This window comes from Flocculibacter collagenilyticus, assembly GCF_016469335.1.
GTDB lineage: Bacteria > Pseudomonadota > Gammaproteobacteria > Enterobacterales > Alteromonadaceae > Flocculibacter > Flocculibacter collagenilyticus.
This window is the reverse complement of the sequence record NZ_CP059888.1, coordinates 3,233,936-3,259,586: the sequence shown is the minus strand read 5'-3', so window position 1 is coordinate 3,259,586 and position 25,651 is coordinate 3,233,936. Positions and strand designations below refer to the sequence as shown.

Genomic DNA, 25,651 nt, shown 5'->3' with positions numbered 1-25,651 from the left:
TGTCATTAAGACAAGGCAGAGCATGTAAAGTGTGGTTATTCCACACGCACATGCGATAACGCAGTATAAATGACAAACAAGCGCTGCCTTTGGGTTCATCTAAACGTTTCTTGCTCTTTGTTGTGACGCGCTCACTTGGAATAACCAAGCTACACTTGTCACGCCGCGATCAAAAAACGTTTAGATTGAACAAAATTCGACCTCGAAAGGTCAACACGCCCTAAGTGAAATGATTAATTAATTTTGTATCTATATTTCTATATAAGGTAATTCAACTGCTTGAGCTTTTAAGTGCTCAGTTCTTGTTAATATGTTGTCATTCAGTTGCTTAAAATGACCAACATCGGCATCAGAAAAGCGAGATTGAGTTTTCAAACTTTCAATCAAGGCTCCTGTTGAAAGTTGTTTTATCACTATATTTGCCATGTCAGTTAACAACCTAGATAATAGTTTTTTATCTATGCCACAGGTTTCTGCGAAATCAGCTAGTTGATAAGCGTGAATATCATTGGGTTCAAACTCATCTCCCATAGCCATCGCTAGTACATGCTTAAATTGAGGGAACATGGCGATGTTTACTAAATCATAGGCGGGAGTGAATCGTGCGTTAATTCTATCAAAGAATAGTGAAACGTTTTTGCCGTGGCTGTCATAATTGCTGATCATTAAATTAAAGAGTTGCCAGTTTATAAGCCATTGCTTACTTTCAATTGGCGAAGACATATGTTCAGTGAATTCAAATAGCTTTACTAAGCTAGCTCCATCTCTAATATGTTGAACATCTCTTCCGTCACCTAAGTTTCTCTCGTATTTATAGTCCCTTGGTAAATTCAACGCTTGGCAGCCATCGATAACATGGCGTCTCATTACTTTGTTGGAGTCGGCAACATATTTGCGATCAAATCGTTTTACGATGAGCGATGGATGTGGTCCAAATTGTCTATACTCAACATCAGCAGTTGGCAATCCAATCGCACTAGAGAGCTTCATACAAAAGAATTCGTTCAAGACGAGGTTAGGGCAGTTTTTCTTTTCAAATTTTAAAATATGGGTAGAGCAGAGAGAGCCATCACCAAAGCCGATATTTCCTTGTTCATTAATAAAGACATTTAATTTATCTTGAACTCCGGCCACGCTGAGACGTGGCTTATCGTCCCATGTGAGTAGGCCAAACTGTTCTTTATTGTCGAGCCTTGTAATTAACTCTTCTTCTTCAAGTATTCTAAAAGATGGCTGGTTTTGATCTTCTTCTGATGACGGTAAAAATGTCATAGCCCCGGCTAAGTCATTTCCAATGGCACGGACTTGTGAATAAACATTTTTCTCCGAGACTCCCAGATTTTCAGCTAATAACTTTCTCGCTTCACCCTCAGGTAAGGCATTATCCAGAAAGTTATATGCGACTTCTGGCGAGTGTTGATTATCCAGTGATAAATGGGGTGAGATAGCAAAACCTTCGTTTTGCCACTGCGGTGAATAACTAAGTTTTAATAAGTTGGTCGTACTATCTAAAGATAAATTTCCGATCACTTGATCAGCGTATTTTATGTCTAGCCTGTATGCGTCAGCTTTTATCATATCTAAACCCACTCATCGTGAGGTGATGATACCTTTTCTAAAGGGGTTAATTCTTTAGAGGTTAGCTTAATACCTAATCCGTTTAAAACAGAAAATACCGCTGATAAAGTGCAGTTTGAATTTCCGTTTTCTATACGTGACAAAGTATTGATGCCGATCCCGCATAGCGCGGCACAATCTGCTAATTTTATGCCGAGTTCCGTTCTCTTTGCCTTGATAAGTTGGCCTAAAACTTCTGCACTCTCTATATGTGCGGAGCTAGGCATTTTTGAAGCAGTTACTTTCTTAGCCATTAATCGCACCTTATTAAAATTAATCACCAATTTTAGTGATTATAGATGGATTTGAGTAACATTCAAATATATTCACCGATAAAGGTGATTATACTTCTCTCGTAAAAAGTGCTCTAAATAAATAACCGATAATGATGATTATTTGTCTGGTCAACATACAGTCACCACTGTGGCAATATGTTTCAATATAGATTTTTGTTGGGCTGCTTTTATATGTCTCTCATCTCAATAATACGCTGTGGCGTGGAGGCTCCCTTTCTCATCACAGCAAATTTAGCAAGTGTTAATTCGAAAAACTCTGGATTATGCTCAATAACGTAACAACTGCCACTATGCGTAATTACCTCACATTGCTCGCTTTTAAGTTTTTTATTAACTATTTTGGAGGTGACAATTTGCTGAAATGCTCGAAAGCGAAATATTTCATCTTATAATACGCTTCTGCTTAACACATCAGCTAAGTGTCTTTTTTCAAAATCTTTGTAATCAAACACTGAGACGATACTTACGTTTTTAAGTAAATCTTATGCATTGATTAGCCAAAATTAAGCAAAGAAAAGCTGTCGAATGTCATAGTTTGCTTATTTAGTTCATCTATTGAACATTCATCGCTATGGCTGCATCTTTATGTTTATAGCCGTGAACAATGACTAACTCTGCACACTCACGTTTAAATTCTACTGTTAATGTTTTCTTTGGCATTTTAACCTCGTTAGTTTGTTAAATTTTACCTCTAACAAAGTCTCTAGTTAAATCATACCGTTACAATATTAAATAGCCCTTTATCTTCAAAGGGCTTAGTTGAAATTGAATAGCATTGAAATTCTATTCAATATTCTGGATCTGCTCCCTCATTTGCTCTATTAACACTTTTAGCTCTACTGCTGCTTTGGTGATGTCGGCGTTGATGGATTTAGAGGCTAGGGTGTTGGACTCGCGGTTGAATTCTTGCATCATAAAATCTAAACGTCGGCCGCAGGCGCCGCCTTTTTTCATGATTTTTTGTGTTTCGTTTACGTGTGAGGTTAGGCGGTCTAGCTCTTCGGCTACGTCGGTTTTTTGTGCTAGGTAGATCATCTCTTGTTCTAAGCGGCCTTCATCTAGCTCAAGGTTTATTTCTTCAAAGCGGTTGACGATGCGCTCTTTTTGCCATGCCATAATTTCTGGTAGGTGTTGTTCAATAATGGCTTTTTGCTCTAGTACGCCAGTAAGGCGTTGCTCAATCATTTCTTTTAAGTTTTCGCCTTCGCTTCCGCGTGCGTCTTTAAAGTCGCTTAGTACTTTGTCAAAACCATTTAAAATGTCGGTTTGAATGGTATCGATGTCGGCTTCTTCTACTTCCATTACGCCCGGCCAGCGCATAATCTCAATAGGATTAATGTTGCTTTCTGCGCCGTGAGTTCTTATCCAGTTTGCTTTTTCAATTAATTGTTTTGCTAAAGTTTCGTTGATTTGTAGCTGACCAACAGCGGCGGGGTTGGCGTTATATTTTAAGAATACTTCTACTTTACCGCGTTGCAGTTGTTTACGAAGGCGTTCACGGATAACGGTTTCAATGGCGCGAAATTGTTCAGGTAGGCGAATAAAGGTTTCTAAATAACGTTGGTTAACGCTGCGAATTTCCCAAATTGCGTTGCCCCAATCATTTTTAACTTCGTGGCGTGCGTAGGCGGTCATGCTGTGGATCATGAGTATGTCCTTGAATATAAATGATGAGAGCCTGTTTCTTACTCGTTATTCAAACAGGCGGCTTGATGTAGATTATAAAAGCTATTAAGTATAGAAGGCTAGAACATTATGACCCATTACACGTGAAGATATGGCGCTGCTGAGTGCGTGCCTTTAACGTTATGAGTGAGTTTATCGATACGAGTAGGGAAGTTATTGTATACCATGAAGCGATATCGTCAATTACGGCTAGAAATTGAGAAAAGAATTAGTGCGCGATTAATCATGGTCTGATGTGTTGTTATTTATTTAGTAACAAGCTGACTTTACTCATGTTTTGATTCACAATGTGAGTAACAACGCAAAGGTGTTTTAATGACTCTAATATCCCTCATCATTATTCTAACTATTGAGCGGCTTGCGCTGCGCGGCCGAGCGTGGCAGGCGCATCGATACTTTACCCGATATGTAAATTTAACGAAGCGCTATAGCGGACACCAATTTAGTTTGTGGGGTGTTTTACTGTGGCTGTTTACCCCCGTTATTTTGCTGGCATGCGCCATGATGTTATTCGACAGCCAGTTACTAGAAGCATTGATTGCATTTTTTGTGTTGGCAATTTGTGTGGGCTGTCGCAATTTAAGAAAAGTGTATAAAGAATATTTAAATGCGGCGAACAGAAACGATATGCAAGCCTGCTTACGTTACGCGGCAGCATTGGGGCAGCGCACAAATGCAGAAGGCGAAGCCACTGAAACCCTAGGCCAAACATTAGTTTGGCTAAACTTTAAATACTATTGCGGTGTTATGTTTTGGTTTGTAGTGCTGGGCGCGCCAGGGGCGGTATTATATGTGATGGTGCGCGAAGCACATGATATGAGCAAAGCCAACTCTGAAGAGGTGATTGCCTGCGCATCGCTAAGCGATAAACATAAGCTAGACCGGCAGGCTGCATTGGATGATATTGACGATGAGGCGTTAGAGCACATTGAAAAGTCGCCCAAGGCCTATTTATGTTACAACTTTCTTTCCCCTTACACTGCTAAATTAGGGATGTTTATTCATATTCTTGATTGGCTTCCTGCCCGCTTATTTAGCTTTGGATACCTGATTATTGGCAACTTTAGTCGTGGTACGGGGCGTTGGCTTGATATTGCATTAGACATGAAGGTATCGGCAAGAACCGTAGTGGCAGATATTGCAATAGAAGCTGAAAAAGTAGAAGCAGAGCAAATACACTGTACCTTAGAGCCTGTATGTATGGTGAAGTTAGTAAAACGCAATTTATTGTTCTTTTTAGCGGTAGTGGCATTAGCCACGCTATTCGGTGAATTAAGTTAGGCACTACATTAGTCAGTCATCTTTTAATATAGTTGGAAGGCTGTGTTAAGACAGTTTTAGCACAGCCCAAGACAAGCCTAAATGTATTGAAGCTTTGCTCACAAGCTTATGTCGTTGCAATTAACGATATGCTTTAGGTGTTTCATTCGAATTATCTTTGCATATTCAGCTCAACTTTAACTCTCTTCAGTGCAACTCTCTTCAGCTCAACTTTCTCAATACTTTAGTTTGGAAATTAGAGTTGCCTCGTTAATTGGTATGACCACTAACTTACCTGTGTGATGTTTTTGGTTTACTTACGAATAAATAGAGTAATTATTCTATTTATTTTTGGCGGATTATTCATCTATTACTTAATATTGGTTTACTGTAAACAGGGATTTTGATAGTTTATCGGGCGAATTTTAAAAATGGTATTACCAATTTACCTTTTTGGTCTAAAGTTTATACTTTAAATCATTTTCCACACTGTTAACGTGTATAACGAGACTAGCTGATTAAATGACGTCATTAAAAATTAAAACGCCAAAATTGTCTGACATTATATTGCAGCAGTTAGAAAATATGATCCTTGAAGGTACGTTTTCGCCGGGGCAAAAGCTGCCCGCTGAGCGTGAATTGGCAAAGCAGTTTGAAGTGTCGCGCCCCTCATTACGTGAAGCAATACAAAAGCTAGAAGCAAAAGGTTTAGTCACGCGCAAACAAGGCGGTGGCACATATGTCAGCGAGCAGTTAGAAGGTGGCCTTACCGATCCCTTGTTTGAGCTTATTAGCAAGCATCCCGAGTCTCAATTTGATTTATTAGAGTTTCGTCATGCGCTTGAAGGTATTTCTGCTTATTATGCAGCCTTAAGAGGCACCGAATCAGACTTTAATGTTATTCAGCAGCGTTACCAAGCCATTGAGCAGTTGCCCGCTAATGCGGATGTAGCAACTGAATCGCAGCGTGTTTTTTCATTTTATTTAGCCATTGCTGAGGCTTCTCATAACGTGGTTCTTTTGCACTTAGTACGCGGTATGACAGGATTGTTAGAGAAAAACATCGAACAAAATTTAGCGGCCTTGCGTCAAAAGCAGGGGATCAGCGCACAAGTAAATCAACACAGAAAAACACTATTAGATGCCATTGTGGCAGGTGAGCCTGAGCTTGCCCGACATGCCTGCAATGAGCACTTAGCATTTATTGAAGAAACATTACTAAATATAGGTCGTGAAAATAGCCGTATTGAACGCTCGTTAAGAAGAGTAAGAAAAGGATAACTTACTTTAATCCTGCGTTACGGCAAATAATACTTATTAACCTAGTGAATTATTAGAAGTTTATACACTTGTTGACTATGGTTTAACACGGCAGAGCAAGAATACTAAAACATAGAAAAGGTAGATCACATGTCAGATAATTTTTCAAACGACATCGATCCGCAAGAAACGCAAGACTGGCTCGATGCGTTAGAAGCGATTATTGAAGAAGATGGAAAAGAGCGCGGTCATTATGTATTGGAAGCGTTAATTGATAAAGCGCGCCGCAGTGGTGCGCATTTGCCATATAAAGCCACCACCGCTTACTTGAACACTATTCCTGCTGGGCAAGAACCACCAATGCCGGGCGATCAGTCAATCGAAGCAAAAATTCGTGCGGCTATTCGTTGGAATGCATTAGCCATGGTTATTCGTGGCTCTAAAAAAGACTTAGAGTTAGGTGGTCATATTTCATCGTTCGCATCGTCTGCCATGCTGTACGATGTAGGTTTCAACCACTTCTTCAAAGCGGCTAACGGCGACTTTGATGGCGACTACTTGTATATTCAAGGGCATGTTTCTCCGGGGATTTACTCTCGTGCCTTCTTAGAAGGACGTTTATCGGAAGAGCAGTTAGACAGCTTCCGTCAAGAAGCGAACGGAGATGGACTATCATCTTATCCGCACCCTAAACTGATGCCTGATTTCTGGCAGTTTCCTACCGTTTCAATGGGCTTAGGTCCAATTAAAGCCATTTACCAAGCACGTTTTTTAAAGTACTTAACAGACCGTGGTATTAAAGACTGTTCAGAGCAACGTGTTTATTGCTTCATGGGCGATGGTGAATGTGATGAACCAGAATCATTAGGTGCAATTGGCTTAGCGGCACGTGAAGGCCTAGATAATTTAACCTTTGTGATTAACTGTAATTTACAACGTTTAGACGGTCCTGTGCGTGGTAACGGCAAAATCATTCAGGAGTTAGAAGGCACATTCCGTGGTGCTGGTTGGGAAGTTATTAAAGTTATTTGGGGTTCATACTGGGATCCGTTAATTGCTCGTGATACTTCAGGCAAGTTGCTACAAGTAATGGAAGAAACCGTAGACGGTGAATACCAAAATTATAAAGCCAAAGGCGGTAAGTTTACGCGTGATAACTTCTTTGCGAAGTATCCAGAAACTAAAGCCATGGTTGCAAACATGTCTGATGAAGACATTTGGCGCTTAAATCGTGGTGGTCACGACCCTGTAAAAGTATACGCAGCATACGATAAAGCCTGTAAAACAAAAGGCCGCCCACAAGTTATTTTAGCTAAAACGGTAAAAGGCTATGGCATGGGCGCAGCAGGTGAAGGTAAGAACATTGCGCACCAAGTTAAGAAAATGGACATTGATGCCATTAAACACTTCCGCGACCGCTTTAATATTCCAATTAAAGATGAAGATTTGGCGGATATGCCTTATTACCAGTTCCCTGAAGACAGCGAAGAAGCAAAATACATGCATGCGCGCCGTAACGAATTAGGTGGTTATTTACCTAAGCGACGCCGCAACACAGATATTGAGCTAGACATTCCAAGCTTAAAAGCATTGGAAGCCGTAACGAAAGGGTCGGGCGAGCGTGAAATATCAACCACCATGGCATTTGGTCGTGTATTAACCGCTTTGATTAAAGACAAGCAAATTGGCAAACGCATTGTGCCAATTATTCCTGATGAAGCGCGTACTTTTGGTTTAGAAGGCTTATTCCGTCAAGTTGGTATTTATGCACATGAAGGGCAAAAATACACACCACAAGATGCCGACCAAGTAGCTTACTACCGTGAAGATAAAACGGGGCAAGTATTACAAGAAGGTATCAATGAGTTAGGCGCAATGGCTGATTGGGTAGCAGCGGCAACGTCATACTCAAATACTAACCAGCCGATGATCCCATTCTACATTTATTACTCAATGTTTGGCTTCCAACGTGTGGGTGATTTGGTATGGGCTGCTGGTGATAGCCAAGCAAGAGGTTTCTTAATTGGTGGTACTGCTGGTAGAACGACACTAAATGGTGAAGGATTGCAGCATCAGGATGGCCACAGCCATTCTCATTTTGGCACAGTACCAAATTGCTTAACTTACGATCCTACTTACGGCTATGAAGTGGCAGTGATTGTGCAAGATGGTTTGCGCCGTATGTATGGCGATCAAGAGAATATCTTCTACTACCTAACTATTATGAACGAAAACTACGTACAGCCTGCTATGCCAGAAGGTGTTGAAGAAGGTATTTTACGTGGTATGTACTTGTTAGATACTGTGAAAGCGAAAAAAGCGAAAGCAGAAGTGCAGTTAATGGGCTCTGGCACTATCTTATTACAAGTTAGAGAAGCGGCTCGAATACTAGCAGAAGACTATAACGTTTCATCTAATGTATACAGCGTAACCTCGTTTAATGAATTAATGCGCGATGGTTATGATGTAGACCGCCACAATATGCTTAATCCAGAGCAAGATCGCAAAGAAGCGTACGTGACTGAAGTACTGAATGGTACTAAAGGCCCTGCGATTGCAGCGACAGACTACATTAAGTCATATGCTGATCAAATTCGTGCTTGGGTACCTACCGATTATAAAGTGTTAGGTACTGACGGTTTCGGCCGCTCTGACAGCCGCAGTAATTTACGTCACCATTTTGAAGTTGATCACAAGTACATTGTGGTTGCAGCCCTTAGCGAATTAGCAAAACGTGGTGAAGTAGACGCTAAAGTAGTAACGCAAGCAATAGACGCGTTTTCGATTGACCCTGACAAGCTAAACCCACTGTACGCGTAATAGGAGCAAAAATGGCAAATTTAAATGAAATTTTAGTTCCTGACGTAGGCGGCGATGAAGTTGAAGTCATTGAGCTTTGTGTGAATGTTGGGGATAAAGTCGCAGCGGAAGACTCGTTAATTACGGTTGAAAGCGATAAAGCGTCAATGGACATTCCTGCTCCACAGGCGGGAACAGTAAAAGAAATTAAAGTCGCGGTTGGCGATAAAGTGTCTGAAGGATCGCTAATTGTGATGCTTGAGGCGTCTGCTGATGACTCTGCTAGTGAAAAGTCGGCAACCGAGAGTGACAGTGCGAAAGAGGCTCAGGCTAGCAATCAAGCAGCTGCTGAATCGGCAAACACTTCATCGACTCAATCTTCGTCGAACACAAGCACCACAATTGAAGTAACAGTGCCAGACATAGGCACCGACGGTGAAGTTGATGTGATTGACGTACTGGTAAGCGAAGGCGATAGCGTTAATAAAGAAGACGGCCTAATCACATTAGAAACCGACAAAGCAACAATGGATGTGCCTTGCCCTGAAAGTGGCGTGGTTAAATCATTAAAAGTGGCAGCAGGTGATAAAGTAAGCCAAGGCTCATTAGTACTTATTTTGGCGACTGAAGGTGGTGTAGGCGAACAATCTGCTGAATCTTCTCAGTCTGCGGCTGCAACAAATGGTCAACAAGAATCGTCAACAAGCGGTCAAGAGCAAGTTGACCAAGAACCCAGTGGTGAAGCGCAAGTACAAGCGGTAGAAGTACCAGACATTGGTACAGAAGGCGAAGTTGATATTATTGACGTTTTAGTCGCTGTGGGTGATACGGTTGAAGCTGAGCAAGGGTTAATTACCCTTGAAACCGATAAAGCGACTATGGACGTGCCGTCTCCGTTTGCTGGAAAAGTAACGGAGGTTAAGGTTTCTACAGGCGGTAAAGTTGCCATGGGCGATGTTATCGTAATGATTGAATCTGCAAGCCAAAGTGGTGGAGCTAAAGCAAGTCAGCAAAATGCTGAGCAAAGCACAGGAAAAAGCACCGAGCAAGCTAGCAGCCAGCCGCAAGCATCAAAAGCGCAACCGTCAGCACAAAAAGCGCCACCTGTTCCGCATCACCCTTCAGCGGGCGAGCGTCAAGCGGGTGGCTTAGTGAATGCTACACCATCAGTACGCAGAATTGCCCGCGAATTCGGGGTAGATCTTACTAAAGTTAAAGGCACAGGCCGCAAAGGACGTATTCTTAAGGAAGACGTGCAAGCTTATGTTAAGTACGAATTATCAAGACCTAAAGCAACGGCTGCGTCAAATGTCAGCGCAAGTGGCGGTGGCCTTCAGGTTATTGCTCAGCCAAAAGTCGATTTTGCAAAGTTTGGTGAAGTTGAAAAGGTTGCATTAACGCGCATTCAGAAAATATCTGGTCCTAACTTACATCGCAACTGGGTTACTATCCCACATGTAACGCAATTTGATGAAGCAGATATCACAGATGTTGAAGCATTCCGTAAAGAGCAAAATGCGTTACTGGCCAAACAAAAAGCCGACTTAAAAATTACGCCACTTGTTTTCATTATGAAAGCCTGTGCAAATGCGCTACTGACTTATCCTGTGTTTAACTCTTCACTGGATGAAGATGGTGAACACTTAATTATGAAAAAATACGTTCACATTGGTATTGCAGTAGACACTCCAAATGGCTTGGTTGTGCCAGTGGTGCGTGATGTAGACAAGAAAGGCGTTAATGAAATTTCAAAAGAACTCATGGAAATTTCGAAAAAAGCACGTGATGGAAAACTAAAAGCAGCCGATATGCAAGGTAGCTGTTTTACCATTTCAAGCTTAGGTGGTATTGGTGGAACTGCATTTACACCTATTGTGAATGCGCCAGATGTCGCGATTTTAGGTGTTTCTAAATCAGAAATGAAACCTAAATGGGATGGTGCTGAATTTGTGCCAAGACTGATGTTGCCACTTTCCTTGTCTTACGACCATCGGGTTATTGATGGTGCTGTAGCGGCAAGGTTTGCAGTGCACGTGAGCAGTGTTTTGTCAGATATTCGTAAGTTAGTCCTTTAATTTAAATTCGATAACGGTAAACCAAATGTTTACCGTTATTAATTGGTTAGATTGGGCGACATACCAACAACACAATGATAAACTTGCCATCGCTTTGTCGCATAAGACATGATGGTTAATAAAATAATTCAAAGAGATGTTAGAAATTTGCTATGGGCATCTCGCATTAAGAACAACAGAGGTTAGCAATGAGCAACGATATCAAAACGCAAGTAGTCGTTATTGGTGCAGGTCCTGGCGGTTATTCAGCAGCATTTCGTGCAGCCGATTTAGGTTTAGATGTAACATTAGTTGAAGCGCGCGACACCTTAGGTGGCGTATGTTTGAATGTTGGCTGTATTCCTTCAAAAGCGTTATTACACGTGGCTAAAGTGATTGATGATGCAAAAGATATGGCATCTCATGGTGTTACATTTGGTGAGCCACAAATTGATCTTGATAAAATTCGCGACTGGAAAGACAGCGTAGTAAGCCAACTTACTAAAGGCTTAGACGGCATGTCTAAAATGCGTAAAGTGAAAGTAGTAAACGGCTACGGTAAATTCACCGGCTCAAATACGCTTAAGGTTGAAGGTAAAGACGGTAGCACTACTATCACATTCGACAATGCAATCATTGCTGCGGGCTCAGAGCCAGTAGCGTTGCCGTTCATTCCTGAAGATGATCGTGTTATTGATTCAACCGGTGCACTTGAGCTTAAAAATATTCCTGAAGAAATGCTGGTACTGGGTGGCGGTATTATCGGTCTTGAAATGGGTACGGTATACAGCGCGCTAGGTTCAAAAGTCAGTGTTGTTGAATTTGCTGACCAACTAGTTCCTGCGGCGGATAAAGACGTAGTAAAAACGTATACCAAATATAATAAAGACCGTTTCAACGTTATGTTGTCAACTAAGGTTGTAGCAGTAGACGCGAAAGATGACGGTTTATATGTAACATTTGAAGGCAAAAAAGCGCCTGCAGAGCCAGTGCGTTATGATTCGATTTTAGTTGCTGTGGGCCGTCGTCCAAATGGTAACTTAATGGATGCTGCTAAAGCAGGTGTTAATGTTGATGAGCGTGGCTTTATTAATGTTGATAACCAATTACGCACGAATGTGAACCATATTTTTGCAATTGGTGATGTTGTTGGTCAACCAATGTTAGCGCATAAAGCTGTTCATGAAGCACACGTAGCGGCTGAAGTAATTGCGGGTCAAAAGCACTTCTTTGAACCAAAATGTATTCCTTCAATTGCTTACACTGATCCAGAAATGGCTTGGGTAGGGGTTACGGAAAAAGAAGCAAAAGAACAAGGTATGAATGTTGAATCAGCAACGTTCCCTTGGGCAGCGTCAGGCCGTGCAATTGCATCGGCAAGAACAGAAGGTTTCACTAAGCTAATCTTCGACAAAGATACCCATCGCGTAGTGGGTGGTGCAATTGTAGGTATTAACGCCGGTGAAATGTTAGGTGAAATTGGCTTAGCCATTGAAATGGGCGCAGATGCGGAAGATATCGCATTAACCATTCATGCTCACCCTACACTAAATGAGTCTATTGGCTTAGCGGCGGAAATTTACGAAGGTACAATTACCGACTTACCAAACGCAAAAGCGAAAAAGAAAAAATAGGTTTTATTAGGCTAATACGTCCTAATGGCCTAAATAAGAGTAATACTAAAGCCGCTATCTATTATTAGAAAGCGGCTTTTTGTTTAGCAGAACAAGAGTGCTCATCCATTGGCCTCCCATCAATTTTTAAAGTTAAGCTCATGCCAATAAATGCTGTCAGTCAATTAAGACAAGTGCTTAAAGCAAATTCAACAAAACCATTTAATGCGCGAGGCTCTAAAACCGTACGTTGTGAAGAATGCTTATTGCAACATACGATGTGTATATGTGCAGATGTTAAACAGGTGAAGCTAGATGCTGCGTTTTGCTTAATTATGTATAAAACTGAGCCATTAAAGCCGTCTAATACAGGTAAGTTAATTGCGGATGTTGTTGCAGATACCTTTGCGTTTCTGTGGTCTAGAACCGAACCAAGCGAAGAAATGCTGGCACTATTAAATGATCCGCAGTGGCAACCATATGTGATTTTTCCTGAAGAAGGTGTCGCACCAGAGCGTGTGACTCAGCAGGTAAGCTTAACCGATACAACGAAGCGCCCTTTATTTATTCTTTTAGATGGGACATGGCGTGAAGCCAAAAAAATGTTTCGCAAAAGCCCATGGCTTAATCAGTTTCCTGTATTAAGTTTTGCGCCTGAAACAGTATCAAATTATCAAATGCGTAGCAGCTACCATGATCACCATATCTGTACGGCAGAGGTGGCGGTAATGACGCTAGAGTTAATAAAAGCGCAATCAGCGGCTGATGCATTAGAAGCACATTTTATTGCCTTTAGAAAACGCTACATGGCAAATAAAACCAATCATTTTGGCGATTTTGAAAAGTTGTAGTTAAACAGGTAATATCGGTCGTCGAATAACATAATAATAACTACATTGTGCAAGGAAAAAATTTCACACTTGCGCTACTGATAATAATTACGGGAACTTTCATGAAAAAAGTAACAGCAATTGCTGCTGGTGTTGCGCTAGCGTTAGGCTTAGCTGCATGCTCACCGCAAAACTCAGAAACTGCGAGTAGCACAAAAAGCGAAGTGGCAGAGTCAAAACAACAACTTATCTCAGGTGTTGAATTAGAAAATTTTGATAAGTCAGTTAATCCAGCTGACGACTTTTATACTTACGTAAATGGTAAGTGGCTTGAAAGAACAGAAATTCCTGCTGATCGTTCAAACTATGGCTCTTTTAGTAAGCTATACGATGATTCGCAAAATGCGATGAAAAAGCTGATTGAAGAAGCTGCAGCAAATAAAAATGCAACGCCAGGCTCTAACGAGCAGAAGTTAGGCGACTTTTATAAGGCTTACATGGACACAGAGCTTGCTGAAGAATTAAAGCTTGCACCAATTAAGCCTGATCTTACACTGATTAAGTCAATTAATACGCGTGACGATTACGTTGCGGCAATGGCATATTTACAGAAAAAAGGCGTTACCACTCCGTTTGGCTGGTACGTAAACAATGATGCTAAGAATTCTAAAGAATACGCGGTATACACTTATCAAAGTGGTACAGCCTTACCAGACCGCGATTACTACTTAGAAAACGCAGAAAAATTTGAAAAAATTCGCAAAGAATACATCATATACGTGACAGATATGCTAAAAGCAGCGGGTCACGAACATGCCGAAAAAGCGGCTCAGAGTGTGTTTGAATTTGAAAAGAAACTGGCTGAAAATCACTGGACGCGTGTGCAGTCGCGTGATGCAACTAAGCGTTACAACAAATACAGTGCGGCTGATTTGAACAAAGCCATGGGCGAGTTTCCTTGGGACAAATACGCTGAACAAGTTGGTTTAGCATCAGCTGAGTCTATTATTGTTAGCCAGCCTTCTTACTTTGAAGCATTTGGTGAGCTATTCGCGAACACAGATATTCAAACACTTAAAGACTATATGATGTTCCATACTATTGATGGTGCAGCTAGCCTATTACATAAAGAACTAGTAGACCGTCATTTTGCATTCCATAGCACAGTGTTAAGTGGTGTGGCAGAGCAAAAGCCGCGCTGGAAAAAAGCGGTAGATAGTGCCAATGGCGTGATTGGTGAAATCTTAGGTCAGTTGTATGTGAAAGAGTACTTCAAGCCTGAAGCAAAAGAACGTATGGAAGAGATGGTGGATAACCTGATTAAAGCATACGGTATTGCGATTGATGAGTTGGAGTGGATGTCTGAAGAAACGAAGAAAGCCGCTAAAGTTAAGTTAAGTAAGTTCACACCTAAAATTGGTTATCCTGATAAGTGGAAAGACTATTCAGATCTTGACATTAAAGCAGACGATTTAGTAGGCAATTTTACCCGCTTTAGCGAGTGGACATATCAAGACATGGCAAGCAAAATTGGCAAGCCAGTTGACCGTTCAGAGTGGCATATGACACCGCAAACGGTGAATGCATACTTCAACCCAGTTAATAACGAAATCGTATTCCCTGCGGCAATTTTACAACCACCTTTCTTTAACCTAGAAGCGGATGACGCGGTAAACTATGGTGGTATTGGTGCCGTTATCGGTCACGAATTAGGCCATGGCTTTGACGACCAAGGCGCAAAATATAATGGTGACGGGAACCTAGTTAACTGGTGGACCGAGCAAGATTTAAAAGAGTTTCAAACTCGTGGCGCTAAATTAGCTAGCCAATATGCTGCTTATGCACCATTTGAAGATGCATCAGTAAATGGTGAGCTAACACTAGGTGAGAACATTGGTGATCTTGGTGGCTTAACGGTTGCACTTAAAGCTTATGAATTATCACTAGATGGCAAAAAAGCACCAGTAATGGATGGCTTCACAGGTACACAACGCTTCTTCATTGGTTGGTCGCAAGTATGGCGTCGTAAATATCGTGATGAAGAGTTACGTCGTCGTCTAATGACAGATCCGCACTCACCAAGCCAATACCGTGTAATTGGTATTGTGGCAAGCATGCCTGAGTTTTATCAAGCATTTGACGTGAAGGAAGGTGATGCAATGTATATTGCGCCTGAAGATCGCGTAAAAATTTGGTAATTAATTCCTGTTATGAACAAGCCAGCAATTTTTTGCTGGCTTGATATAAATCACTATTATGCTAACTATATTTTTTATTTATAGTTATCCAATTTTAATTTCCCCTTATTCCTATTATACTTTACGTCCACGTAAACCATATCAATCAAAGATTTAAAGTGGGTAGTGACAGATGTACTACACTTTCTAAACCCGTTATAGGATGTGGTTATTGTCGAATGACAAAAACTCAACGTTCGTGAGTGTAAACTAAGCAGTCAACTAACCACGCACATTTAAGATAAAGAGGACACAGTCGTGCTTCAAGAATATCGTAAACACGTAGAAGAGCGTGCAGCAGAAGGCATTGTACCTAAGCCGTTAAATGCCAAGCAAACAGCAGAACTTGTAGAACTAATTAAAAATCCACCTGCTGGTGAAGAAACCTTTTTACTAGAACTATTATCTGATCGCGTACCTCCTGGGGTAGATGATGCAGCGTATGTTAAAGCTGGCTTTTTAGCTGCTATCGCAAAAGGCGAAGCAACATCACCAATTTTGGACGCTGAACAAGCAACGAAATTATTGGGCACTATGTTAGGTGGTTATAACATTCAGCCAATGATTGAGTTACTTGATAACGACCAGCTTGCGCCAATTGCCGTTGAAGGCTTAAGTAAAACATTATTGATGTTTGATGCTTTCTTTGATGTTAAAGAAAAAGCAGACGCTGGCAATAAATATGCTAAGCAAGTAATGGAATCATGGGCAAATGCAGAGTGGTTCTTAAACAAGCCGGCAGTACCTGAAAAAATTACTGTTAAAGTATTTAAAGTCACTGGTGAAACCAACACTGATGACTTGTCACCTGCACCAGATGCATGGTCTCGTCCAGATATTCCATTACACGCGTTAGCGATGCTAAAAATGGAACGTGATGGTATTAACCCTGACGAGCCGGGCTCAATTGGCCCAATTAAGCAAATTAAAGCACTTCAAGAAGATAATATTCCATTAGCGTATGTTGGTGATGTAGTTGGTACGGGCTCGTCTCGTAAATCAGCAACTAACTCGGTACTGTGGTTTATGGGTCATGATATCCCTCATGTTCCAAACAAGCGCAGCGGCGGTGTATGTTTAGGCGGTAAAATCGCTCCTATCTTCTTCAACACAATGGAAGATTCAGGCGCATTACCAATAGAGCTTGATGTACAAAAAATGAATATGGGCGATGTTATTGATATTTTCCCATACGAAGGCGTTGTTAAGCGTTCAGGTACTGATGAAGTAATTTCTGAGTTTGAGCTAAGCTCAAACGTATTACTTGACGAAGTACGTGCTGGTGGTCGTATTCCACTTATCATTGGTCGTGGTCTAACAGACCGTGCTCGTGAAGCACTAGGTTTAGGCTCTACTGATATCTTCAAAAAGCCTGTTGATCCAATAGATTCTGGCAAAGGCTTCACGCTAGCACAGAAAATGGTTGGTAAAGCGTGTGGTGTTGCTGGTATTCGTCCTGGTCAATACTGTGAACCGAAAATGACAACGGTTGGTTCGCAAGACACTACAGGTCCTATGACGCGTGACGAACTAAAAGATTTAGCATGTTTAGGCTTCACAGCTGACTTAACAATGCAATCATTCTGTCACACTTCAGCGTATCCGAAGCCAGTTGATGTTGAAACGCATCACACATTACCAGACTTCATTATGAATCGTGGCGGTGTTTCTCTACGTCCTGGTGACGGTATTATCCACTCGTGGTTAAACCGCATGTTGTTACCAGATACAGTTGGTACTGGTGGTGACTCGCATACACGTTTCCCAATGGGTATTTCATTCCCAGCTGGTTCTGGTCTTGTTGCATTCGCAGCAGCGACAGGTGTAATGCCGCTTGATATGCCAGAGTCTGTATTAGTTCGCTTTAAAGGCGAAATGCAACCGGGTATTACATTACGTGATTTAGTGCACGCAATTCCGTTATATGGCATTAAAAATGGCCTATTAACTGTAGAGAAAGCAGGTAAAATCAACGAATTCTCAGGTCGTGTACTAGAGATTGAAGGGCTTGAAAACTTAACTGTTGAGCAAGCATTCGAACTTTCAGATGCATCAGCAGAGCGTAGTGCAGCAGGTTGTACGATTAAGCTTTCTGAAGAGTCAGTTAAAGAGTACTTAGAATCTAACATTGTAATGCTTAAGTGGATGATCGCTGAAGGTTACGGTGATGTTCGTACTATTGAGCGTCGTATTCAAGCGATGGAAAGCTGGTTAGCTAATCCTGAGTTAATGGAAGCAGATAAAGATGCTGAATATAAGCATGTAATCGAAATTGATCTTGCTGACATTAAAGAGCCAATTGTATGTTGTCCAAACGACCCTGATGATGCAAAAGTATTATCAGAAGTAGCGGGCGAGAAGCTTGATGAAGTATTTATCGGCTCATGTATGACGAACATCGGTCACTTCCGTGCTGCTGGTAAATTACTAGATAAGCACAAAGGCGAATTACCGACACGTTTATGGATTGCACCGCCAACTAAAATGGATCGTGATCAATTAACGGAAGAAGGGTATTACGGCATATACGGCCGCGCAGGTGTGCGTATTGAAACACCGGGCTGTTCACTATGTATGGGTAACCAAGCACGTGTTGCAGACAAAGCAACGGTATTGTCTACCTCTACGCGTAACTTCCCTAACCGTTTAGGTAATGGTGCGAATGTATATCTAACGTCAGCTGAATTAGCGGCGGTAGGTGCAATTGTTGGTCGTTTACCAACGGTTGAAGAATACATGGAATATGCGAAGCAAATCGATGCGACAGCAGCGGATACATTCCGTTACTTAAATTTCCATAAGATGCCGCATTACACTAAAAAAGCGGAAACAGTGATTATTCAACAAGCGGTTTAATGCTGAGGAATAAATTGTTTTAACACACCGTTTTAACAATACACTTTAATAAAAACGCACCTTATTGTAAGGTGCGTTTTTTTATGTCTGGCAACATGCGCCCAGTGTGGCGATAAGAAACAAGTAGTGAATAATATGACCATGAACGTATTGATAATTGGCTATGTGTGGCCAGAGCCGAAGTCATCAGCTGCGGGCAGTAATATGCTTTCTTTGATAAAGTTATTTCGTCAACAAGATTGGCAAGTAACCTTCGCCAGCCCTGCTGAGTTAAGTATGCACATGGCAGACTTGGCTATGTTGAATGTGCCAACGCAAAGTATTGCACTGAACGACAGTAGCTTTGATCAATATATTTCTGAATTAGCACCAGATATTGTGGTGTTTGACCGCTACATGATGGAAGAGCAGTTTGCATGGCGGGTTGAGAAAAACTGTCCTTCGGCACTTAGGATCTTACAAAGCGAAGATTTACACTTCTTACGCCAAGCTCGACACAAAGCATTAAAACAGCATCGAGATATTCAACAAGAAGATTGGCATTCAGATTATGCGAAAAGAGAGATTGCAGCAATTTTGCGTTGTGATCTTACTTTCATTATTTCGAGTGCTGAAATGAAGTTGTTACAAGAGCAATTTAACATTGATCCTGCATTGTTACAGCATGCGCCATTCATGGTTGAAAATATTTCATCAAATGAAATTGACACGCTGCCGACGTTTGAGCAACGTACGGATTTCATTTCAATTGGCAGTTTTCGTCATGAGCCGAATTGGGATGCCGTATTGTGGCTTTATAAAGAAATTTGGCCAAAAATTAGAAAGCGTTTACCGCAAGCAAGTATTCGGGTTTGCGGTTCATACCCTCCTAAAAAAGCAACGCAGTTACATAATCCGAAAATTGGGTTTTATGTGAAAGGGTGGGTTGAAGATGCACAACATGAAATGCAACAAGCAAGGGTGTGTTTAGCACCACTGCGTTTTGGGGCAGGCCTTAAAGGTAAGTTAATTGATGCGATGCAGGCTGGTACGCCTAATGTCACATCAACTATTGGCGTTGAGGCAATGAGTTGTATACCAAGGCTTGAATATTCCTCTGAATCACGTGTTAGTGTTGATGGGGGCGAAGCAACTCTTACAGATGAAGCTAAGAACACTTTACCATGGTCTGGTTATATTGAAGATGATGTTGATTCATTTGTAGAGCAGGCGGTTGCGCTGTATTCAGACTCAACTGCTTGGCAACAGGCGCAGCAAAATGGTTTTCAGATAATTAATCAAATTTATGATGCTGAAGTGATCGGTAAGGCGCTTATTGACAGAATCAATAATGTGTTACAACACCTTGGTCAGCATAGATTAAATAATTTTACAGGTGCTATGCTTCGCCACCACTCATTGAAAAGTACTCAATACATGTCTCAATGGATTGAAGAAAAAAATAAGCATAAAGTTGAGCCTGAATCATAACAAACGCCCGTAATCGGGCGCTACTGGGCTGTGTTTAGTAGGGCGTATTTAGAAGGCACTGTTTATAAGTTAATGCTTACAACCAGTGCTTAAAAATCCGTACTTAAAAATCCGTACTTAAAAATTAGTGACACTATTTTTTATTGGCCGCAACTTATGCGGCGTCTTCTTTTTCAATAATAAAGTCGTTATTTTTCTCAAGCTCGGTGTCGGCATTTGCAGTATCTGTATCTGGTAAGGTTGTTATATCGGCTTGCAGAACGTTTTTTGTGTCAGCGTCTTCATCACTGCTAGTTGCCTCGGTAGATTTATTAGACTTAGTGTCTGCTTTTTTTGACGACTTTTCAGCTGCTTTTTTCTTAGCTTGCAGGGCGATAAGCACGTCTTCTCTGTTCTTTGCTAAAAATACGCTTAATTCTTCTTTCATTGCTTCATCAAGGGCGAGTGGTGCCTCATCTAACAATACTGTTAAATGCTCTGCCATGTCTAACATACGATCGTATTCATCAGCAGATTTTTTATCAGTAAAGGTCATCACTTCTTTTCCTTTATTGTTTACAGTTCTAATTATTACGTAACGAGTTTCAACAGCCATAACTTGCCCCTAATCATTTATCTTTTACTTTGATACAACGATGTATAGTTTACTGTTTAAATATACAGTAGTATTTTATTATGTAAAGAAAGAATGCAAATATTTCTCAAATAGTAATAATTATCATTTGCAAATGGGTTTTGTTCATGCATAATAGATTTCGAAAGTTGCTTACACTTAGTTAAAAATTATTTTTTAACTTATTGTTTAACGGTCGATAAGTTGCTGCTGTATTTGTCTTTTAATATAGGTGTGGTTTAACTTTCAGAGTCCCTCCACGGGTCTTAAATGTGCTGGTTTGCCAGAGAGGCTATTTACTTCTCTGGCTTTTTTTTTATATGATTGCAGTTGTAAAAAAATGAGCAAATAATAGAGACGAAAATGAAAGGTCAACAGACCCTTACAATGCACAAGCGCAGCAGTAAATTTAACCATTGGTTATCTTGCACTTTAATGCTTGCGATCATTGCTTTCGTTAACCATGATCTCACGCATTATTCGCTTACTTCCTTTAACCACTCGGTAATACAAACCCAGCATGGCCTTCACTCAACTGGTAATAGCATAGTAGCTAGTGCCATTACAGATGTAGAAGGCACTGAAAAGGTAAAGCAAGCCGTTCACGCAACTGACATTGGTAATGAAGAGTCAACGCCAATATCCTATGCAGACTGCTTACTGTGTTTGTATTCTCATCTTTTGGACACTGGAATTAACAGTGTCGGTTTATTCAATTTTGAAATAAGCCAAATGAGTGACGTGCTGAATAATCGGCTCGATACTGACTTTCCATCGCTATTAATCACGCTTTACTACCTTCGCGGCCCACCTCGTTCATTCTTATAAGCCGTAAGGCTTTATAACGCTATTCACTATTTTTGATGTTTATGAAGGGCATATGTTCGTCATATTTATTCATGTGATCTTTGCCAACTATGCTTCAAATGCAGTTGATATAGCGTGTTACCTATATTTGTCATAGTGAAACGATAACATCGCACTTTTATTTTTCCATACTAATACTGGCTACACTTGCTGGTGTTTTTTGATGCGATGTTAACCAGTAGCTATAGTTAATAAAATTTGATGCTGTATGGCTAGCTAATACTTATTTTCTATAGGTGTATTGTTGGCGGTGCAGTGCTTTACAAGTGAATGAACAAAATGAAAACACAATTAAATACAATACTTTTGGGTTTAGCCGCGGCTTCTGTGTCTGCTTATGCTGATAACGCTGCAACAGGGCACTTAATCAAGGGCACAATAATTGACCCTACGGGTAAACCGATTTCGTCCGCACAAGTTGATCTTCATGGCACAAGACTGACGACTCAAACGGATGAAAACGGACAGTTTGAATTAACACTTCCTCCGTTGAAAAAAACCAACAAGGCTGCACTTAATCAACATGCTGATGAATTGCATGTGAAAGCAGATGGCTTTGGTTTTAAAACGGTTAAGATCATGCACCAAGATGGGGTGCATCAAATAACGCTGTCTCCATCGGTTATGGAGCATTACGATGTGTACGCAACCCCATTTCATGCCTCTACTTTAGAATCGTCTGCGCCAGTTAGCGTGTTGGCAGGTGACTCCTTAAAAAACAAACATGCTTCAACGTTAGGCGACACATTAAAAACAGAACTTGGTGTGCATTCTTCTTATTTTGGGCCAGTCAGTAGTAGCCCTATCATTCGTGGGTTAGATGGCCCGCGCGTAATGATCGCGCAAAATGGTTTAGACGTGAGTGACGTTTCACGTGGCAGCCCAGATCACGTTGTTGCCACTGAAACCGCAACAGTGACACAAGTTGAAGTATTAAGAGGGCCTGCAACATTATTCTATGGCAGCGGAGCCATTGGTGGTGTTGTGAACATTGTTGATAACCGAGTACCAACAAATACTGACACTATTGCTGAATGGCAAGCTAGCCATAATACGGTTGCGAATGAAAATGAAGCTGCGTTTATGTTTGGTACTGGCAAGGACGACGTTGCGGTACATCTTGATGGTTTTTGGCGCAAAGGTGATGACTATAACATTCCCATCCAGTCAGAAATGCATGATGATCACGACGAAGAAGCGCATGAACATGATGAAGAGCACCATGATACAGCAACGGATAAGCTTGAAAATAGCAATGCCAAAGCGTTAGGCGGTACTGTCGGCGTAAGTTATTTAATGGATGATGGCTTTGTAGGATTTTCATTTGGTCGGCTTGAACGTAATTACGGTATTCCTTTTCATGCTCACGAAGAACACGAAGAACATGAAGAACATGAAGAACATGAAGCGCATGAAGCGCATGAAGCGCATGAAGAGTCTGTTGAAGGTCAAATGCAGCAGAATAGGTGGCAACTGTTAAGCGAAAAAGCATTGGATAGTAATGTACTAACAGCTATAAACACTAAAGTCGGTTACACAGATTACCAACATGCAGAAGTAGAAAACGGTATTGTTGGCACAGTGTTTAATACTGAAGCATGGCAACTACGCAGTGATTTAATATTAAAAGAACATGCGGGCTGGCACGGCGCAGTCACGTTTGACTACAAAAACAACGACTTTAACGTAGTCGGCGCAGAAGCATTTTCACCACCTTCAACAACTCGCTCTTACGCGCTTGCATGGCTGGAAGAAAAGCACTTTGGTGATGTACTGGTTCAGTTGGGCGCTAGAATTGAGCGGGTTAAGCTAACTACAGATGTCGCTGAACACCATGATGATGAAGAGCATGAAGAAGACGAGCATCATGATGAACTAGAGTTAAATACATCAAGCTTTCCTGCACAAACGTTTACACCAAAGAGTATTTCAGCAGGAATTGTTTGGGACTTCACCCCAGGCTACAACATCGCGTTATCCTACACACACGCAGAACGTGCTCCATCTGCATCTGAATTATTTTCATTTGGGCCACACATAGGCACCAATACATTTGAAGTAGGCGCACTTTATCAGTTAGATGCAGAGGCCGACCATGCCGATGAATTTATTGCCACTAATAACACCGCTAAGCTAGAAAAGTCTAATAACATAGAGTTAAGTTTTAGAAAATTTGAAGGTGATGTAGGGTTTGTCGCAAACGTTTTTTATAACCAAATAGATGACTATTACTTCCAAGCTGATACTGGGCTCACTTTTAGTGCTGAGCATCATGACCACGAAGAAACAGAAGAAGAGCATGCTGCGCATGAGGATGAGGCAGGCTTACCTATCTTTAACTACCAAGTACGAGACGCTGAGTTTTATGGACTGGAAGCACAACTGATGTGGCAATACACACCAGCCTTAAAGTTTACACTGCAAGCAGACACAATTCGTGGCAAATTAGCGTCTGGCGAATACTTACCACGTATTCCACCAGCAAGGTTAGGCTTAATGGCTAACTATGAAATCGGTAATTGGAGCTTACAGTTAGACGCAATGCATCACTTTGAACAAAGCCGTATTGCAGCTAATGAAACAGAAACAGATAACTACACCATGACTAATGCAATCCTAAGCTATCATTTTGATTATGCTAAACAATACTTTAGCACTTATATTAAAGTGAATAACTTATTTGACCAAGTGGGCCGTGTGCATAGCTCATTTTTAAAAGATGAAGTCGTGCTGCCTAGCAGAGGGATTGTACTGGGTATTCGTAGTCAGTTTTAATTAATGTGTTTTAATCATTATCATTGAGGGGAGCAGAAGCTCCCCTTAAGTGCATTAAATTAGCTACTTATGTTTTTGTTAGATGGTTAATGGCTGCTTGTCCGTTTTGGTGCTTGTTGTTAATAAAGTGAGCCATTTTGTCAGCAACCTTATGATTAGTGAGCTGATCTGCGATTTTTAATAATGTCGTTTGATTAGCCTCTTCACCACTTTCTACAGCCTTTTGAAAACGATTCCATAAACTAAATAGACTTTGCGGCTTTTGGCTTAATAACTCGATGGCGTGATAAATCGTTATTCCGCAGGTGTAGTAATATCGAAATTTTCCATTATCAGCAGCTTTAGATAGAGGAAACTGCTCAATACCTTCAGCACAGTGATTTTTCATATTCTCAATTTTTTTGGTTACATAGTTTGTGGTGTCAGGGAATAAGTGGGTGAGGGCATGTGCTGCCAACATATCTGCATGGCCTTCGTGGATCCATGATTGACTGTCATCAGCGGGATGAACGTGCTGAAATAAGTGTGCTGCTTCATGTGCAAAAAACCATAATGTTTTATGCAGAAAGTGGTCGTCGGAAACCTTTTTCTCGAGGTTACTCATATTCCAGTGCATAAAAATCTGATTAGGCAATGTACCGCCTTCAGATGAGCCGCCTTTAGCATTGGCGTAAGAAGCAAAAAGGGTTGGCTTACTGTTAGATTGCAGCTTCCCTAAATGCTTTTCAAAGTAATTCATGAATGTGGGGATGTCTGAATTAAGTGATGTCGTTATTTTTTCAGGTAAACCACTATCAATTAAAGCAATAAAACTATCAGTCACTATAGGCTGCTGCTTACCAACATAAATATTCATACCGTTGTTACTATCAGTCCAGCTTACTGCTTTGGTAACGAGTTCACCGTTCACAATAGCATGTTCATTATCAGGAATGGTTAAGGTTAAATGCCATTGATTTACCGAGTCATCACAGCTATTAATGCACGCAAACAAGCGGCCACTATGAAATAACATTCCGCCGTCAGAAAAAGGTGAAAAAGGTGCGTAATCTTTGGGTAAGTGCTTGTACGTTGGGGTTAATGTAAACGCTGCGTGTGTAAAAGCCGAGCCATCCTTTGTAACAACATACTCTTTGTTATTCTGATAAATAATTTTGAAGTTATCAGAAACAGGTGTCCATCGTTTAACCCTTGAATTATCTGGATTTCTAATAAACTCTAACTGCTTAGCAGGCTGATGTAGTTTGTAATCAAGTGTCCAAATGTTGTCACTTGATCTTAAAATCAGAATATCTACATTTGAAGTTGAAGTTGAAGTTGAAGTCGCGTGAGCATTAAGAGAAACGGCTAGAGAAATGGATAAAGTCATAAAAAGTAGAATGTATCGCATATAATTCCTTATAAACCAGATGAATCGA

16 protein-coding genes are annotated in these 25,651 nt (G+C 41.0%); 11 read left to right on the top strand and 5 right to left on the bottom strand.

Annotated elements, in window-relative coordinates:
- Positions 1-249: 249 nt before the first annotated feature.
- The 3 genes from HUU81_RS14440 to HUU81_RS14430 form a co-directional block, all read right to left on the bottom strand.
- Positions 250-1,578, bottom strand: coding sequence for a HipA domain-containing protein (locus HUU81_RS14440; protein ID WP_199609627.1), 1,329 nt, complete (start codon positions 1,576-1,578; stop codon positions 250-252).
- A gap of 2 nt (positions 1,579-1,580) precedes the next feature.
- Entirely contained in the window at positions 1,581-1,871 is a 291-nt protein-coding gene (locus tag HUU81_RS14435) for a helix-turn-helix domain-containing protein (protein WP_199609626.1), read from the bottom strand.
- 825 nt (positions 1,872-2,696) lie between these two features.
- Positions 2,697-3,560, bottom strand: coding sequence for a YicC/YloC family endoribonuclease (locus HUU81_RS14430; RefSeq protein ID WP_199609625.1), 864 nt, complete (start codon positions 3,558-3,560; stop codon positions 2,697-2,699).
- Positions 3,561-3,914: 354 nt separating this feature from the next.
- On the opposite strand from HUU81_RS14430, the gene ampE reads away from it, so the two are divergent.
- The 9 genes from ampE to HUU81_RS14385 all read left to right on the top strand — a co-directional run bounded on the left by ampE (position 3,915) and on the right by HUU81_RS14385 (position 19,978).
- The gene (gene ampE, locus HUU81_RS14425; RefSeq protein ID WP_199609624.1) at positions 3,915-4,880 is read left to right on the top strand and encodes a beta-lactamase regulator AmpE; all 966 of its coding nucleotides are present in this window, start codon (positions 3,915-3,917) and stop codon (positions 4,878-4,880) included.
- Positions 4,881-5,381: 501 nt separating this feature from the next.
- The gene (gene pdhR / locus HUU81_RS14420; protein ID WP_199609623.1) at positions 5,382-6,140 is read left to right on the top strand and encodes a pyruvate dehydrogenase complex transcriptional repressor PdhR; all 759 of its coding nucleotides are present in this window, start codon (positions 5,382-5,384) and stop codon (positions 6,138-6,140) included.
- A 129-nt stretch (positions 6,141-6,269) separates the two neighbouring features.
- Positions 6,270-8,939 carry a pyruvate dehydrogenase (acetyl-transferring), homodimeric type gene (aceE, locus tag HUU81_RS14415; protein WP_199609622.1) on the top strand — a complete coding sequence of 890 codons (2,670 nt, stop codon included), beginning with the start codon at positions 6,270-6,272 and terminating at the stop codon, positions 8,937-8,939.
- Between the two features lie 11 nt (positions 8,940-8,950).
- The gene (gene aceF, locus HUU81_RS14410; RefSeq protein WP_199609621.1) at positions 8,951-10,993 is read left to right on the top strand and encodes a pyruvate dehydrogenase complex dihydrolipoyllysine-residue acetyltransferase; all 2,043 of its coding nucleotides are present in this window, start codon (positions 8,951-8,953) and stop codon (positions 10,991-10,993) included.
- A gap of 188 nt (positions 10,994-11,181) precedes the next feature.
- Positions 11,182-12,606 carry a dihydrolipoyl dehydrogenase gene (gene lpdA / locus HUU81_RS14405; protein ID WP_199609620.1) on the top strand — a complete coding sequence of 475 codons (1,425 nt, stop codon included), beginning with the start codon at positions 11,182-11,184 and terminating at the stop codon, positions 12,604-12,606.
- 140 nt (positions 12,607-12,746) lie between these two features.
- Entirely contained in the window at positions 12,747-13,436 is a 690-nt protein-coding gene (locus tag HUU81_RS14400; RefSeq protein WP_199609619.1) for a tRNA-uridine aminocarboxypropyltransferase, read from the top strand.
- A 101-nt stretch (positions 13,437-13,537) separates the two neighbouring features.
- Positions 13,538-15,613, top strand: coding sequence for a M13 family metallopeptidase (locus HUU81_RS14395; protein ID WP_199609618.1), 2,076 nt, complete (start codon positions 13,538-13,540; stop codon positions 15,611-15,613).
- A 297-nt stretch (positions 15,614-15,910) separates the two neighbouring features.
- Positions 15,911-18,508: a bifunctional aconitate hydratase 2/2-methylisocitrate dehydratase gene (gene acnB / locus HUU81_RS14390; protein WP_199609617.1), complete on the top strand. Its 2,598-nt coding sequence runs from the start codon at positions 15,911-15,913 to the stop codon at positions 18,506-18,508.
- A 135-nt stretch (positions 18,509-18,643) separates the two neighbouring features.
- Complete coding sequence (locus tag HUU81_RS14385; RefSeq protein WP_199612084.1) at positions 18,644-19,978, top strand: glycosyltransferase; 1,335 nt, start codon at positions 18,644-18,646, stop codon at positions 19,976-19,978.
- A gap of 154 nt (positions 19,979-20,132) precedes the next feature.
- Here the strand turns inward: HUU81_RS14385 and HUU81_RS14380 are convergent, their stop codons facing one another.
- Positions 20,133-20,573, bottom strand: coding sequence for a YebG family protein (locus HUU81_RS14380; protein ID WP_199609616.1), 441 nt, complete (start codon positions 20,571-20,573; stop codon positions 20,133-20,135).
- A gap of 381 nt (positions 20,574-20,954) precedes the next feature.
- Here HUU81_RS14380 and HUU81_RS14375 point away from each other — a divergent pair, with 381 nt between their 5' ends.
- Both HUU81_RS14375 and HUU81_RS17540 read left to right on the top strand, forming a co-directional pair.
- Positions 20,955-21,419, top strand: a complete 465-nt coding sequence (locus HUU81_RS14375) for a hypothetical protein (protein WP_199609615.1) — start codon at positions 20,955-20,957, stop codon at positions 21,417-21,419.
- A 318-nt stretch (positions 21,420-21,737) separates the two neighbouring features.
- A complete protein-coding gene (locus tag HUU81_RS17540; RefSeq protein ID WP_199609614.1) occupies positions 21,738-24,233 on the top strand; it encodes a TonB-dependent receptor in 2,496 nt (831 codons plus the stop codon).
- A 67-nt stretch (positions 24,234-24,300) separates the two neighbouring features.
- On the opposite strand, the gene HUU81_RS14365 is transcribed toward HUU81_RS17540, so the two are convergent.
- Positions 24,301-25,623, bottom strand: a complete 1,323-nt coding sequence (locus tag HUU81_RS14365; protein WP_199609613.1) for a gluzincin family metallopeptidase — start codon at positions 25,621-25,623, stop codon at positions 24,301-24,303.
- Positions 25,624-25,651 lie beyond the last annotated feature (28 nt).